We start from the raw sequence: 14,179 nt of genomic DNA on the forward strand, positions 1-14,179 counted from the left end.
GATTTTAATCCAATGTCCAATGCCCCATGCCCAATGCCCTTTACCTCAACACCGCATCTTGTAGCGCATCTTTAACGCGTTGATTGCGAATTTCTCCAGCATGGGTGATGCAGGCTGCATCAATGATGTCGTCAGCAAAATCTACATTTAATGCTTTGTCTTTAATCAGGAGTTGCAACAAAGATGTCAAATTCTTGGCATAGAGTTGGCTGGCGTGGACTGGCATGGATGAAGGGAGATTAATCGGCCCGATAATAGTGACACCATTCCAGACAATATCTCTACCAGGATCAGTACAAGCACAGTTTCCACCTTGTTCGGCGGCTAAATCCACAATCACCGAACCAGGTTTCATCTGTGCCACCATTTCCGCAGTCACCAGAAGTGGTGCTTTTTTCCCTGGAACTTGGGCAGTAGTAATTACTACATCCGCATTTTTGATATGCTCAGCGACAACTTCTTGGGTACGTTGTCTGCTAGCTTCCGAAATTTCCTTGGCGTAACCACCGGCGGCGGTTGTTTCTTCTTCTAGCTTCACTTCTACGAATTTCGCGCCTAAACTCTGCACTTCCTCTTTGACAGCCGGACGAATATCAAAGGCTTCTACCACTGCACCCAAACGTCTAGCAGTGGCGATCGCTTGCAATCCTGCTACACCAGCCCCCATAATAAACACTTTGGCTGGGGCAATTGTGCCTGCGGCTGTTGTCAGCATCGGGAAATATTTCGGTAAGGCGGCAGCAGCAATTAACACTGATTTATAACCAGCCAAGGAAGCTTGAGAAGATAAAGCATCCATACTTTGCGCCCTAGTGGTGCGGGGAATTAACTCCATACTCAAAGCCGTTACCCGCCGATTAGCTAACTGCTGCGCCACGACTGGATTTCCTAACGGATTCAGAAAGCTAATTAACACCGCCCCTTCGTGCATGAAGTCAACTTCTGCGCGCCCGTCTTCTCGTGTTTGGGGAGGGCTAACTTTCAATAAAATATCGGCTTCGCCCCATAACTGCTCAGGATGTTCAATAATTTTAGCTCCTGCGGCTGCATAGGCTGCATCACTAAAAAATGATCTTTCCCCTGCGCCTGCTTCTACCCAAACTTCCAAACCTTGCTTAACTAATCGCCCAACGGTATCAGGATTTAATGCTACACGCCGTTCACAAACTTCTATTTCTTTAGCAACTGCTATTTTCATGAAATCTCCTAGAGATAAATACCTAATCTCTGCACAAACTTTAACTGTTGCAATTAACTATGGATTTAACTCATAGCTACTGCCTTCAACTATAAGTTGTGGCTTTTTTGTTAGGATTAAAACCTTAACTTCCCTTTATTTCCTACCTTTATGCCAGATTAAGTTCAACTTTAATGCTGACAAATCTTAACCTTTATTGATAGATACCAATTGCTTTACTTAGTGCAAATCTTAGTTTTAATCTGCGGTTTTATCGCGATGTCTTTAGTTTTTTTTAGGGATCTGAAAGGGAAAATTCTTGTTTTGATGACATCTCGCAATTTGCAACAAAACTTTAATTATTGATTTTGGTATTTTGGCAATAGTTTTCAATGATTATTAATTAATATGTGAGTCTATTTTGATCAACTTATCCCAAGTTAACAGGCGATCGCTAATTACATCGCTCAATTTTATAACAAAAAACCTAAATTAAGATACACTTATACATATTTAGCAACACAATCAAATCTCCACAGTATTGATATGGAGTTAAAACTTTGATTCCAGAAAATAGAGATAAAAGCAGAATATGCGTATTTAACAATGGGATTTGCTGCTAAATGACCAATGATTAGTGGATGTTACAATACACATAGATAAATATACTGACTAGATCGAGTCACAAAACCGAAATATCAGAAACATCTTTTGCCTTCTTTCCTGTCTTATCTCTAGTCTGATGCACGCAAAAGGCACTTTCATCACTAAGTTACGTCTTTTTTGAGCAAAGCAATAGTAAAGTTTAGTTACGAAAACCCCAATCACATATCATTCTCTGGTGGAGGATTTAAAAATATGCGCCGTTTACTCTCCGTTTTAGCCTTGACTGGCTGTGTACTTACTAGCGTACCGACTATGGTATTGGCACAAGGTCAAGGATTTGTACTGTTTAGCGGCGTTAAGCGGGAAAACCAGCTACCCTTCCGGTTAGATTTTGGCGGACAGACAAACAGTGTAGATAGATACATACTGAGAATTCCCGCCCAAAACATGAAACTAGCAGCAGCACAATTTGCTGTTACTTATCCTAACTACTACAAAGGTAGGTTTGATACTAAAAACATTGAAGTCAGAGTCAGAGGGAAGAAAGTCCCCCTTTCAGAAGTCAAATGGAATAGAGAAAGCGGTTTAATTGAGATTTTCCCCGAAGAACCAGTACCAGCAGGTAGCAGAGTCGAGTTAGTATTTTCCAACGTCCGCAACCCAGCCTTTGGCGGCACATATTATTTCAACTGTCAAATTCTCTCCCCAGGAGATTTACCATTACTGCGCTACATCGGTTCTTGGATTTTGACAATTAGTTAATTAGTCAATAGTCAACAGTCAATAGTCAATAGAGGCGGGTTTTGGTACATACTCACGCTGATAAACAGATAGCTTGTTTAAACTTACCCGTACAAATGTACCATATTCTATTTCTAAACTATGGACTAATGACTATTGACCATTGACTATGATATATTTTTAGATTGTGACTTTTTATAAAAAATCACCTAAAAGGAGAATAGTATGCAAAGAACTCTGGGCGGAACTAACCGCAAGAGAAAAAGAACTTCCGGCTTTCGTGCCAGAATGCGAACCCCTGATGGTAGAAACGTCATCAGAGCTAGAAGAAGAAGAGGACGGCATCGTTTGACCGTGTAGGGTATTTTAAGCTGTGGCCTTGCCGAAAGCACATCGATTAAAATCCCGTCAAGATTTTCAGGCAGTTTTCCGAGAAGGAATGCGGCGATACAGTTCTCATTTAACTTTGAGAGCTTTAAAACCGTCATCTGCCAAAGAATCTTCTTTGGCTGCTGCCCCCAAAAACTCTATAGGGACTGAATGTCAGCATCTCACCAGTACGAAAATAGGCATTTCAGTTAGCACAAAAGTTAGTAAAAAAGCAGTGGTGCGTAACCGCATCAAGCGTCAAATTACAGCAGCATTGCAACAACTATTGCCGAAAATAGCACCAGGGTGGAAATTGGTGTTAATTGTCAAACCAACAGCAGCAGGATATGAGTGCGGAAGCCAACAATTTCTGCAAGAATTAGAGCAGTTGTTGGCAAAAGCCGAGGTATTAAATGGGCATTCGTGAAGAAGTTTATTATGAAGGCGGCCCCCACATTGGGGATTTAATTTTAAATATCCTGATTGGCTTTACTGTGGTTGGTATACCACTTACAGTTGGTGCAATAGTGAGAGCCTTGTGGTTACGTTACCGCATCACCGATCGCAGAATATCTGTCATGGGTGGCTGGATGGGACGCGATCGCTCTGACGTAATTTACTCAGAAATTGTCAAAATTGTCAAAGTTCCCCGTGGAGTCGGTATTTGGGGAGATATGGTTGTCACCTTAAGAAATGGTAGTCGTTTAGAAATGCGGGCAATCCCTAATTTTCGTGAAGTTTACGACTACATCAACGAAAGAATTGCTGCCAAAAATCCTCAATACACACCCCAATAGAGAACAGGGAAAAATTAGTGTTGAGTCACGAGGAGCAAGTCCAGAGTGAGAAATTTCACTCAGCGAGAACTCTGAGCGGAGGCTTCCTCCGTAGACGCGCAAGCGGCTTGCCGCAGGCATCAGAAGTTCGGTAACTCAGCACTCAGCACTCAGCACTCACAACTCCCTACTCCCTACTCTCCCTTTTTTAGATAAATTAGATTCAGATCAATTTACAGTAACTCAGGTTGAATTCAGAATAATGGATTTTGGTATCGGGTTTCTCTCAAACAACGTCATGCTGCCAATCATAGACTTGTTCTATAGTATTGTGCCTAGCTATGGATTGGCGATCGTTGCCTTGACATTGATAATCCGCTTCGCGCTCTACCCCCTGAGTGCTGGTTCAATTCGCAGTATGCGGCGGATGCGAATTGTACAACCTCTGATGCAAAAGCGGATGGCGGAAGTTAAAGAACGTTACAAGGACGACCCGCAAAAGCAGCAGGAAGAAATGATGAACGTGCAGAAGGAATTTGGCAACCCCTTAGCGGGATGTTTGCCACTCTTACTGCAAATGCCAGTCCTGTTAGCATTATTTGCAACTTTGAGGGGTTCACCGTTTGCGGGAGTTAACTATTCTGTTAACCTGCAAATCCTCCCCACCGAACAAATCGAACGAATTCAACCCCAAGCCTTTGCGACTCCTCCTCAGAACATTTATGTGGCTGATGGAGAACACGTCAAAGTTACAGCGATTCTCCCTAGCGGTAACAAGTTAACAGTAGGGGAAAACACCAAGATTCAATACCAAACCCTGGAAGGTAAGCCATTCCCCGCACTTTTGGCAGAACACCCAGACACCAAGTTAATCCCCGAATGGAAAATTACCAAAGGGGAAGACAGAATCAAAATCGATGCAGAGGGCAACATAGAAGCTCTACAGCCAGGCGATGTCACCATCCAAGGGACAATTCCTGGTTTAGCAGCAGATAAAGGCTTCCTGTTCATTGATGCCTTGGGTAGAGTCGGAGCAATTGACCCAGACGGAACAGTCCACTGGGATATTGTAGCGATGATTATTTTCTTTGGTATTAGCCTCTACGTCAGCCAAATGCTTTCCGGGCAGAACTCTAGTGGTGGCAATCCCCAACAGGATACAGTTAACAAAGTCACCCCTGTAATTTTCTCTGGGATGTTCTTGTTCTTCCCCTTGCCGGCTGGGGTTTTGATGTACATGGTAATTGGAAATATCTTCCAAACCCTGCAAACTTACATCCTCTCTCGTGAACCCTTACCAGAGGAACTACAAAAAATCGTAGACACCCAAGAAAAACAAGCGGTGGCGGCACAAAAGACCCTACCTTTTGAGCCAAAAAGTTCCAAGAAGAAGACCACAGGTTAATAGATGAGCAATATTCCCATGCAACGAGGTCAGCAGTGGCTAAAATCACTGCTGGAACTCACGGGGATATCAACAGAGATTAGAGGTAGTGTAGAAACGCCTCATTCTCTAGAAGAAGATTCCCCAGCCATAGATAGCTACTGGTTGACAATTGACGAAACCAACCTTACCCCAGAGCAAATAGGCGTTCTAATTGGTGCTGATGGTTCGGTGTTGGATGCAATTCAATATTTGGCTAATTCCACGCTGAACATCAACCAATCAGAAGGCGAACAAGCCTCTTACACTGTGGAATTGAATGGCTATCGAGTTAAAAGACAAGCTGAAATTCAAGCAATAGCGGAAGCCGTAGCTGTACAAGTCCGTTCCACAGGCCAAGAAGTGGAAATTAGATCCCTCAGTTCTGCGGAAAGACGTTTTGTCCACACCTTGTTTCAAGAATTAACTGATATAGAAACCTTTAGTCGTGGCAAAGAACCCCATCGGCATTTAGTTGTTCGTCCTGTGGGCTTTGAACCCTAAACAGTTGAAGCAGTACAGAATATTCTTGCTAAGAGCTAGACTATATATGGATTATCAGCAAAATTGCTGATGATCAACATAAATTTTCGTGATGATGTTTCACCAATCCTATGGACGCAATTTTTATTCCGCAGCTAACTAAAGCACCGGAGCGTACAGAGGAAATTCAAGTTAAAGAATTTCTGCCTGGGCTAGATACGTTAACACCAGTTCGCGGTCGCGTCCGCGTGCAGCATCATGGTAATTATTTAGAAGTATCAGCACAGGCAGAAACTATTGTTACTTGTACCTGTAATCGTTGCTTACAACAATACAATCACCGTTTAGTGGTGAATGCTCAAGAAGTGATTTGGTTAGATGAAGCCGTAAATCAAGAACAGAACTTGCCTTTAGAAAGGGAAGTGGCGATGGAAGATTTAGTGGAAACTCTATCACCTAATGGTTATTTCCATCCTAGTGAATGGTTATATGAGCAGATGTGCCTAGAATTTCCGCAGCGTCAGTTATGTGATTTAAACTGTCCAGGGATTCTCAATTCGGCTGGTGAGAGTGTAGACAAACCCGTTGATAGTCGTTGGGCTAGGTTAGAGGCTTTGAAGAAGCAACTACCAGGATAAGTACAAAAAACAGGGGCGTAATACCAATTCACAATTCGCAATGGACTTCGTCCCGCTTCGCTAACGCAATTCGCAATGGACTAACGTCCCGCTTCGCTAACGCAATTGATAAATCCTGACTTGACAGGGGTTTCTGGGTTTGGATCTGTATCAGAATTTTAGTGAATTGGTATAAGGGATACCAGACCACAATTAGGTGTAGAATGCTACACTCGGCTGTGTATCCATCTCCTGAACACTAAGACTTGGCAGATAATTATTCAACTTCATCAAAAATTAGTAATTACGAATTACTAATTTTTCACATTCTTAATATTTTGTATTTTAATTTAATAAAGTTTGGATGGCTGATCTGTAAACGTCAGCGATCGCCCTCTCAGTAAAGGCTTTTCTTCATAATAGTGGACTTAATTTTTAGTTAAATTCTCTGAAAGAATAATAAAAATGTATTTTACTATACAGAACTAATGTCGTAATTAAAACACTATAAAATGCAATTTATTCATGAATAAATCACTTGCAGTAGATTTCGGCTGCTTCTGTTCTGTGTTCTATCAAATAAATGGAGTGGTGAAGAGCAAAAAATAGATGCAGTTTTAGGGAAAACTAGATCGCTAGATTTGCTGATCAAAATCAAAGAGTTTTGATCAGTCTGCTACCATGATCAATCATCGCTTTTCAAGCAGGAAAAATATTGAGCTAATGAATAAGCGTATTCGACCTTGGCAACGCATCATCGTACTGGCGATCGGTTCAATGATTTTGGCAATCTTTGCCCCTACCGTTGTACAAGCAACAGATAGTGCTAATTTAACCTCTGGAGGAGAAAAAATCGAGGCATTAAGATTCTCGATAGACACTATCTGGGTGCTAATCACGGGATTCTTAGTATTCTTTATGCAAGCTGGCTTTGCTATGTTGGAAGCTGGTTTTTCCCGACAAAGAGGTGTAGTTAACGCCTTGGTAGAAAACTTTATTGATGCAGCTGTTACTATCTTGGTTTGGTGGGCAATAGGGTTTGGTATTGCCTACGGTTCCAGTATTGGCGGTTTGTTAGGGATAGACACTTTCTTTTTGAGCCAAATTCCTAACAGTGATGGTGTTTATCCGATGGGTGTGCCTGGCTCTAAAGCTCTGATCAATAACTATACTTTGTTCTTCTTCCAGTTTGCTTTTGCTGCAACTGCCAGCACTATCACTACCGGTGCGATGTTGGGTAGAACTGACTTCATTGGCAACTTAATCTACAGTGCCGTCATGGGAGCATTTAGTTACCCCATGATCGTCCATTGGGCTTGGAATGTGAATGGCTGGTTATCTAAACTCAGCTATCATGACTTTGCTGGTAGTTCTGTTGTGCATTGTGTAGGAGGTTGGACGGCTTTAGTCGGAGCTTATTTGTTGGGGCCGCGTCCTGGACGTTCAGCTTGGGGATCACCACCACCAGCTCATAACCTGGGGTTAGCAACCTTGGGAACAATGATTTTATGGTTTGGCTGGTATGGCTTTAACCCTGGTTCAACCCTGGGTACAAGTAATACAGGATTGATTGGCTTAGTGACAGTCAACACCACACTGGCTGGTGGTGCAGGCGCACTCACAGCTATGCTCTATCAGTACATTCGTACTAAGAAATGGCATTTAGAGTATTGCCTAAATGGTGCGTTAAGTGGCTTAGTAGCAATTACAGCTGCTTGTGCTTATGTTGCCCCTTGGGCGGCGGTATTGATTGGGTTAACGGCTGGCCTTTTGTTAGTGCAAGGTATTGATCTAATTGAGTCACTGCAAATTGATGATCCTGTTTCTGCCTTTTCCGTACATGGAATTAACGGCATGATGGGAACTCTCGCTGTGGGTTTTTTAGGACAACCTGAACTAACTTTGAACAAAAAAGCAGGCTTATTGTTAGGGGGTGGGATTGAACTATTAGGGATACAACTTTTAGGGGTAGTAGCGATCGCAGTCTTCACAGTTGCTTTTAGCTTTTTGATGTTCGGCACTCTCAAAGCCTTGGGACGCTTACGGGTTAATCCTGAAGGCGATCGCCTGGGAATTGACGTTCATGAACATGGTGCGTCAGTTTGGCCTGATATTTATTCAGTGGAGAAGTTGCCAGAAGAGAAAAAACACTATCCCAAAAGCTCAGATGTTAGTTCTTTTGAGAATGAATAAAGTAATGAAACTAATTCATTGACAAAAGTAAACCAAGAGTAGTAAGGTGTGGCACAAATTGATGATGAATTTCTGTTTTCATATCCGATGAAGATTAACTTGACAAAATCAAGCGATCGCCATATTTAATTGTATTTTTCATGATTAAAGATTGAATGAAGAATACTTGACTGTTGCAGAAAATACATCATAAATTTTTAAGGATATTTGCAAAAATATTTACAAAAGTGTCATTAGTTCCCTAAACTTCTAGATAAATTATTTTGAGTTTTTGATTGACCAGTTAAGAGGTCTGACAAAAAACATCAAAACCACTGATTTGCAGTGAAAGTGTGAGCTGTTTGCTCAATCTGTTTCTAGCTATCAAGGATAGTTTGGAGGGCATCGTTGTAACCCATGTACAAACATAAATCAAGAATAAAAAATAGGCGATTTTCTACAAGAAATTCCGCCAAAAGCCTGCATTTTAAATCCAAAACCGATTTATTTAGTTTAATCAAGCGACTTTCTCCTAGTTGGCAAGCTTGTTTACCCCTAGCTTGTTTAATTGTTTTGGGATGGGGTTATGTCGCCGTTGCTCAAACCCCAGCAGCCGGGCCAACAACAGCAGAATTAAAAGTAGCTCTAGACACTCTTTGGGTAGCGATCGCAGCATTTCTAGTATTCTTCATGAATGCTGGTTTTTGTATGTTAGAAACCGGCTTTTGTCGCCAAAAAAATGCTGTGAACGTCCTCGCCAAAAACTTAATTGTGTTTGCGCTGGCTACCGTTGCTTTTTGGGCAATTGGTTTTGGCTTGATGTTCGGCGATGGCAACGATTTTATCGGGCTAAATGGGTTCTTTTTAGCAGGAGCAGATAACAGTCCCGCCACTGCAAAAGAATATCAAGGTGTATTTAGTGCTTTAAACTGGGCTGGTGTACCTTTAGCTGCTAAATTTTTGTTCCAATTAGTGTTTGCCGGAACAGCAGCCACAATTGTTTCTGGTGCAGTAGCAGAAAGAATCAAGTTTGTTGACTTTTTAATTTTCAGCCTTTTGCTGGTAGGTGTTGCCTACCCCATTACTGGACACTGGATTTGGGGTGGCGGTTGGTTATACAAACAAGGTTTCTGGGATTTTGCTGGCTCTACAGTGGTTCACTCAGCAGGTGGTTGGGCAGCCTTGATGGGAGCAGCTTTCCTCGGCCCCCGCATTGGTAAATATCAAGACGGTAAAGTTGTGGCTTTACCCGGCCACAACATGAGTATTGCCACTCTAGGTTGTTTGATTTTGTGGTTGGGTTGGTTTGGTTTTAACCCTGGTTCTGTGATGGCAGCCGATCCCAGTGCCATTACTCACATTGCCTTAACAACTAACATGGCGGGTGCAGTTGGTGGAATTGCGGCGACTATTACTGCTTGGTTGTACTTAGGTAAGCCAGACCTATCAATGATTATCAACGGTATTTTGGCCGGGTTGGTGGGTATTACTGCATCTTGCGCCTATGTCAGTATTCCTAGTTCCTTTGTTATCGGTTTAATAGCTGGTGTCATAGTAGTTTTTGCTGTCACCTTCTTTGACAAACTCGGTATTGATGACCCAGTGGGTGCTACATCCGTTCACCTAGTTTGTGGTACTTGGGGGACTCTGGCTGTTGGTTTGTGGTCTGTTGGCCCTGGTGTTTATTCCTGGTATGGTGAGGGACTTGGCCCTGCCAAGGGTTTATTCGCTGGCGGTGGCTTTGGACAGTTAGGTGTACAGTTTTTAGGTGCTATTTCCGTCGGTGGGATGACTGTACTTCTTTCCAGCATTTTCTGGCTAATTCTCAAAGCCACTTTGGGTATTCGTGTTACCAGAGAAGAAGAACTGGAAGGCTTGGATATTGGTGAACACGGTATGGAAGCTTACAGTGGATTCCTCAAGGAAGCAAGCCCTGGCGGATTTGCAGAAGGTGGTCAACCAGAAGGCTATTCATCCAGTGAAGATTATCCTGGCACGGTATAAAGCAAATTAGAATTACAAGCATTCTCAACCCCCAATTTCTTACTGAAGTTGGGGGTTTAAACTTTTTCAGTACCAACAGCAATACAATAGAGTGCGGCATGACGCTGACCATCAATACCCAAAATACGATTGATGCTGGAATCGTGAAATCCGCCCAGACAAAGACTACCAAGACCTAACTCTACAGCCATTAGGCAGATATTTTCAGCTTGATGACCAGCTTCAAATAAAACAAAACGGTAGCCTCTGGTGCCATACTTATAAAGCGATCGCATAAACACACCAGTCAGGATAAATAACGCATTGGCATGAGTAATAAAATCCTGATCTAATAGAGGTGTAATAAAGTCGTGGGGGGCTGACTCATTCACCCACTGTAAGGTATGACCACGCGGTTCATAGTGGTATAAACCCGCAGCTAAACCAGTAACTTCCTGTATTGATACAAACATTTCGAGAGGATAGAGTCCACCAGCTGAGGGAGCATTTCTGCCCTCATAGGTATAACCCTGTACCTGACGCAGTCCATTAATTCCACAGGCTGAATCTAGTAACTGTGCCAGTACAGTTTGCGACATCGGGACATTTTGAAACGCACGCACAGAATGACGGTTACTTAACAAACTTGCCAGATGATTATTGCTGGGTGCTGGAGGCAATTCTAAAACCGGAGCATCTGCCAGATAACGCATTTCATCAGCAGGCACTGGTTGGGCATAAGCCTCTGGTGGTGGGGAATTCAAATGGTAAAGCAGGGTTAACTCTAGAGGTTCGTTGACTTTGTACATGGAGGGAAAGGGTGTGGGGAAGGGTATGGGGGTGTAGGGGTATAAGGGTGTAGGGGGAATATCCAATTTCCCATTCTCGGCGATTTAATCTAGGGGATGTGGGCAAGGATTTAGATCATTGTGAGTGCGTCGGCTACCGTAGCCTAAACGTTCTGGAACTGTAAACAAGCGTTGAGTTCCCAAGGGTTCTTGACCATAGCCAAAATATATCGGTACTAGTTCACTGGCTAACGTCCGCACTACCCGAAAACCTAGTGGTGCGACATCAGGGGTGGTGACATCTACTAAATAAGCTTCAGTACCAACTTGATGAAGTTTCTGCACCACTGATTGCAACCTTTCTGATTCTGTGAAGTCCCTACAAGTGGGTAAATCTGCAAGTTCTCGCCTGTGGTTATGGTGTAGGAGAAAATCTAACTCCCCAAGTCTTGCGGTTGTGTAGAAAAAAGCACTGTGGTCTTTTAAATCTTGGATATCTTGATATTGATGGAGATTTGCACCATCTCCCGCCAGCATACGGCTAATATCATGGGGGCGAATTTGACAAACTTCAAAGATAGCTTTGCGAAGGGCTGTTGCACCGTCTAAATCACATCCTAAGCCCGTGACTAAAGCCGGACTTTCGCCAGAACGGTCAATTGCAAAAGCGGCAATCACTGGTACTTGAATATCTGTAGTCAAGTCAAACGCCATTAATTCTACGCCAAATCTGGCATAGTTACGAGCGATCGCGGTTTCTATGCCTGGTTGATGAGTAAAATCAATGCGGGGGACTGGGAGACGATTTAACCAGGTAATCATGAAAGCATCGCGTTCAATCAACTCACACAAACCACGGTAAGCTGCAAACTCTACAGATAAACCACTGGCCATACCGTTAGTTGTGACAGGTAAGATACAATCCCCTAACTGATGACTACAAAAATTGAGATAAACCGAGGCTGCTGGGAGTAAAACCTGCTCCTGGCTATGCAAATCCACAGCAGTCACCCAGGAAGTCTGCATTTTCGGGTCAAAAGTCGGAAAAGGAAAATTGGGGTCAGAGTATTGCTGCTGAGAAAACGAGAAAAAAACTTGGGGAAGGATAGCCACATCGGCGAGACTTTCGTAACTATCGACAATTATTTGTTTGCGGTCAACAATGCTACCACAATAACGTTCTAAAGCTTCGCCCACAGCACCGACAATGGCCTGTTCGTCAGTCATCCCCTTGCCTACACCGTAACGTAAATCATCTGTGGCTTTATAGATGTTAAAGTGCGAGAGTTCCGCTTGCCACAACACAGGCAGTTCCAACTCTGTGTAGGGTTTAGTCAATCTGTCTAATTTTTGAATGATACCAGTGTGGGGACTGACTAAATCTCGCCAGTTTGGGCTAGCAACTGTTGTGTTCATGATTTTTCAAATGGGGAATGGGAAGAACAGTGAGGACAGCCAGGCTTTTTAAGAACAACATTGTGAGTCAGTTTGGTAGTGATTAAATCTAGATGGAGTAATTTACCCTGTGTGGCGACTGGTAAACCTAGTAACATCTTCACTGCATCCAGCACTAAGTAACTACCCACCAAGGTGTGACCTATCGGCAAATTTTCCCGCCATTGGGGTTGAGAACGGCGATCGCGGTCTAAGTGTCTTTCTAGCTGTAATTGTGCTTCTGGTAACTTAGCGCAAGCAATAGAACGCATCCGATAGCACAGATAACAGGGACTATCGCCGCCGACAACTAAAGGGCCGATAGTACCCTCAATTCCAAAAGCTCCCCCAGGGAGTAATGGACACTGCATATTTAAACAAAGTCGGTTGAGGCGATAGGCTAAATTCACTGAGACTGCATCAGTGGCTACGATAGCTAAATCAACATCATCCAATAAAGCCTTGACTGTGTCATCATCATTTAAAATGTCCGTAACCGTCTCAATGGCGGTAAATCCTCCCATCCCTGCAATCTGCCTAGCTGTTTCCACAGCACGCAAACCACCAGACTGGCTCAATCCCCAATTGGCCATAATCGTGGCATCATAAGCAGATGTAGAGATGCTATCGCACAGACGCAGAAATCCTACACCACAGGCTGCTAGATTAATTGCGGCTACTACACCTGAGCCACCTAACCCAAAAATTGCCACACGAGCATTCGCTAGACGTTCTTGAGCATTTTTTTGCTGAAAACCTAGTTCATGGTACAGGCTGAATTGAGGTAAAAATTGCTCATGATTATTTAAAGCAAATGTAGTTTCTGAATATTCTTCAACTAAGCGATTTTCCATCAAAAATGTTAAACATTGATTAAGAGAAGCATCGGTAATTTGTTCCCAAACAGCAGCACGTATTTCTCCGATTGTACGTGTTCCATCTAGTAAAGGGAAAACAATATTCTCTAAGTCTTTTAATGCTTGACCATCGACTCTGAGAGTGCGCCGCGTTGTGTTAAATATCATCGTTTCTCGGTCTAAATCAGACTCGGAAGGCATCACATGAATCAGCAGATGTTCCAGTAATCGCAACCTTTGATTATCATGAAATTGCATAGTTGATTCTATCCAAGTTTAGCAAAATATCGGGCTTACTAAAATAAGCAAAAGCAACAGTTTGAGGTTTGTTAACTAGCTAAAAATTGGTTACATTAATAACCAAAATTCATCTCCGTTTCTTCTACATTTGAATCTGGTATTGAGGCAACACCACAGCCTCCACATTTAACGCAACCGCCGCAGCCAAAACAGCGAAAACAACGGAAACAGCGACCACATCGACCGCAGCCACCGCAACCACCACAACCTCCGCAATTACCGATAATAGGAGGCATCACTCCTTGACTAGCTAATTTTTCCCAAGCTGTAATCTCTGCGTCAGACAGCAAAACCTGTTGCAGTTTATCGTCGCTGTCTGCTAAACGCATTTCTATAGTTTTTTCCCGCAATTTTACATCAGTAAACATCATCATTTACTCCTTGTAACCTAAACTCATTTGAACTTTCAGAAAATCTGCATTCATGACATTGAATAGGGCTGATGTTCATCTG

General features: G+C 42.9%; 14 protein-coding genes. 9 read left to right on the top strand and 5 right to left on the bottom strand.

Annotated elements, in window-relative coordinates; genetic code table 11:
* Positions 1 to 40: 40 nt before the first annotated feature.
* Entirely contained in the window at positions 41 to 1,198 is a 1,158-nt protein-coding gene (locus CV014_RS09245; RefSeq protein WP_236141755.1) for a Re/Si-specific NAD(P)(+) transhydrogenase subunit alpha, read from the bottom strand.
* 837 nt (positions 1,199 to 2,035) lie between these two features.
* Here CV014_RS09245 and CV014_RS09250 point away from each other — a divergent pair.
* The 9 genes from CV014_RS09250 to CV014_RS09290 all read left to right on the top strand — a co-directional run bounded on the left by CV014_RS09250 (position 2,036) and on the right by CV014_RS09290 (position 10,368).
* Complete coding sequence (locus CV014_RS09250) at positions 2,036 to 2,545, top strand: DUF2808 domain-containing protein (RefSeq protein ID WP_236141756.1); 510 nt, start codon at positions 2,036 to 2,038, stop codon at positions 2,543 to 2,545.
* Between the two features lie 204 nt (positions 2,546 to 2,749).
* Entirely contained in the window at positions 2,750 to 2,884 is a 135-nt protein-coding gene (gene rpmH, locus CV014_RS09255) for a 50S ribosomal protein L34 (RefSeq protein WP_103139710.1), read from the top strand.
* Between the two features lie 13 nt (positions 2,885 to 2,897).
* A complete protein-coding gene (rnpA, locus tag CV014_RS09260) occupies positions 2,898 to 3,320 on the top strand; it encodes a ribonuclease P protein component (protein ID WP_236141757.1) in 423 nt (140 codons plus the stop codon).
* Positions 3,307 to 3,690 carry a PH domain-containing protein gene (locus CV014_RS09265; RefSeq protein WP_103139708.1) on the top strand — a complete coding sequence of 128 codons (384 nt, stop codon included), beginning with the start codon at positions 3,307 to 3,309 and terminating at the stop codon, positions 3,688 to 3,690. Before rnpA ends, CV014_RS09265 begins: the two co-directional genes overlap by 14 nt.
* 241 nt (positions 3,691 to 3,931) lie before the next feature.
* The gene (gene yidC / locus CV014_RS09270; RefSeq protein ID WP_236141758.1) at positions 3,932 to 5,074 is read left to right on the top strand and encodes a membrane protein insertase YidC; all 1,143 of its coding nucleotides are present in this window, start codon (positions 3,932 to 3,934) and stop codon (positions 5,072 to 5,074) included.
* Positions 5,075 to 5,077: 3 nt separating this feature from the next.
* Positions 5,078 to 5,596 carry a Jag family protein gene (locus CV014_RS09275; protein ID WP_236141759.1) on the top strand — a complete coding sequence of 173 codons (519 nt, stop codon included), beginning with the start codon at positions 5,078 to 5,080 and terminating at the stop codon, positions 5,594 to 5,596.
* 110 nt (positions 5,597 to 5,706) lie between these two features.
* Complete coding sequence (locus CV014_RS09280; RefSeq protein ID WP_236141760.1) at positions 5,707 to 6,213, top strand: YceD family protein; 507 nt, start codon at positions 5,707 to 5,709, stop codon at positions 6,211 to 6,213.
* Positions 6,214 to 6,915: 702 nt separating this feature from the next.
* Positions 6,916 to 8,385 carry an ammonium transporter gene (locus CV014_RS09285; RefSeq protein WP_236141761.1) on the top strand — a complete coding sequence of 490 codons (1,470 nt, stop codon included), beginning with the start codon at positions 6,916 to 6,918 and terminating at the stop codon, positions 8,383 to 8,385.
* Positions 8,386 to 8,781: 396 nt separating this feature from the next.
* Positions 8,782 to 10,368 (top strand): ammonium transporter, encoded by a 1,587-nt coding sequence (locus CV014_RS09290; RefSeq protein WP_236141762.1) that lies wholly within the window; start codon positions 8,782 to 8,784, stop codon positions 10,366 to 10,368.
* Positions 10,369 to 10,424: 56 nt separating this feature from the next.
* On the opposite strand, the gene CV014_RS09295 is transcribed toward CV014_RS09290, so the two are convergent.
* The 4 genes from CV014_RS09295 to CV014_RS09310 all read right to left on the bottom strand — a co-directional run bounded on the left by CV014_RS09295 (position 10,425) and on the right by CV014_RS09310 (position 14,100).
* Positions 10,425 to 11,222 (bottom strand): SagB/ThcOx family dehydrogenase, encoded by a 798-nt coding sequence (locus CV014_RS09295; protein ID WP_236141763.1) that lies wholly within the window; start codon positions 11,220 to 11,222, stop codon positions 10,425 to 10,427.
* Between the two features lie 18 nt (positions 11,223 to 11,240).
* On the bottom strand, positions 11,241 to 12,551 hold the full coding sequence (locus CV014_RS09300) for a YcaO-like family protein (protein ID WP_236141764.1): 1,311 nt from the start codon (positions 12,549 to 12,551) through the stop codon (positions 11,241 to 11,243).
* Positions 12,548 to 13,684, bottom strand: coding sequence for a TOMM precursor leader peptide-binding protein (locus tag CV014_RS09305; protein ID WP_236141765.1), 1,137 nt, complete (start codon positions 13,682 to 13,684; stop codon positions 12,548 to 12,550). The genes CV014_RS09300 and CV014_RS09305 overlap by 4 nt, the downstream gene beginning before the upstream one ends.
* Before the next feature lie 95 nt (positions 13,685 to 13,779).
* Positions 13,780 to 14,100 carry a hypothetical protein gene (locus CV014_RS09310; protein ID WP_236141766.1) on the bottom strand — a complete coding sequence of 107 codons (321 nt, stop codon included), beginning with the start codon at positions 14,098 to 14,100 and terminating at the stop codon, positions 13,780 to 13,782.
* Positions 14,101 to 14,179: the final 79 nt, after the last annotated feature.

Origin of the sequence: Nostoc sp. CMAA1605 (assembly GCF_021596505.1) — a bacterium.
GTDB lineage: Bacteria > Cyanobacteriota > Cyanobacteriia > Cyanobacteriales > Nostocaceae > Trichormus.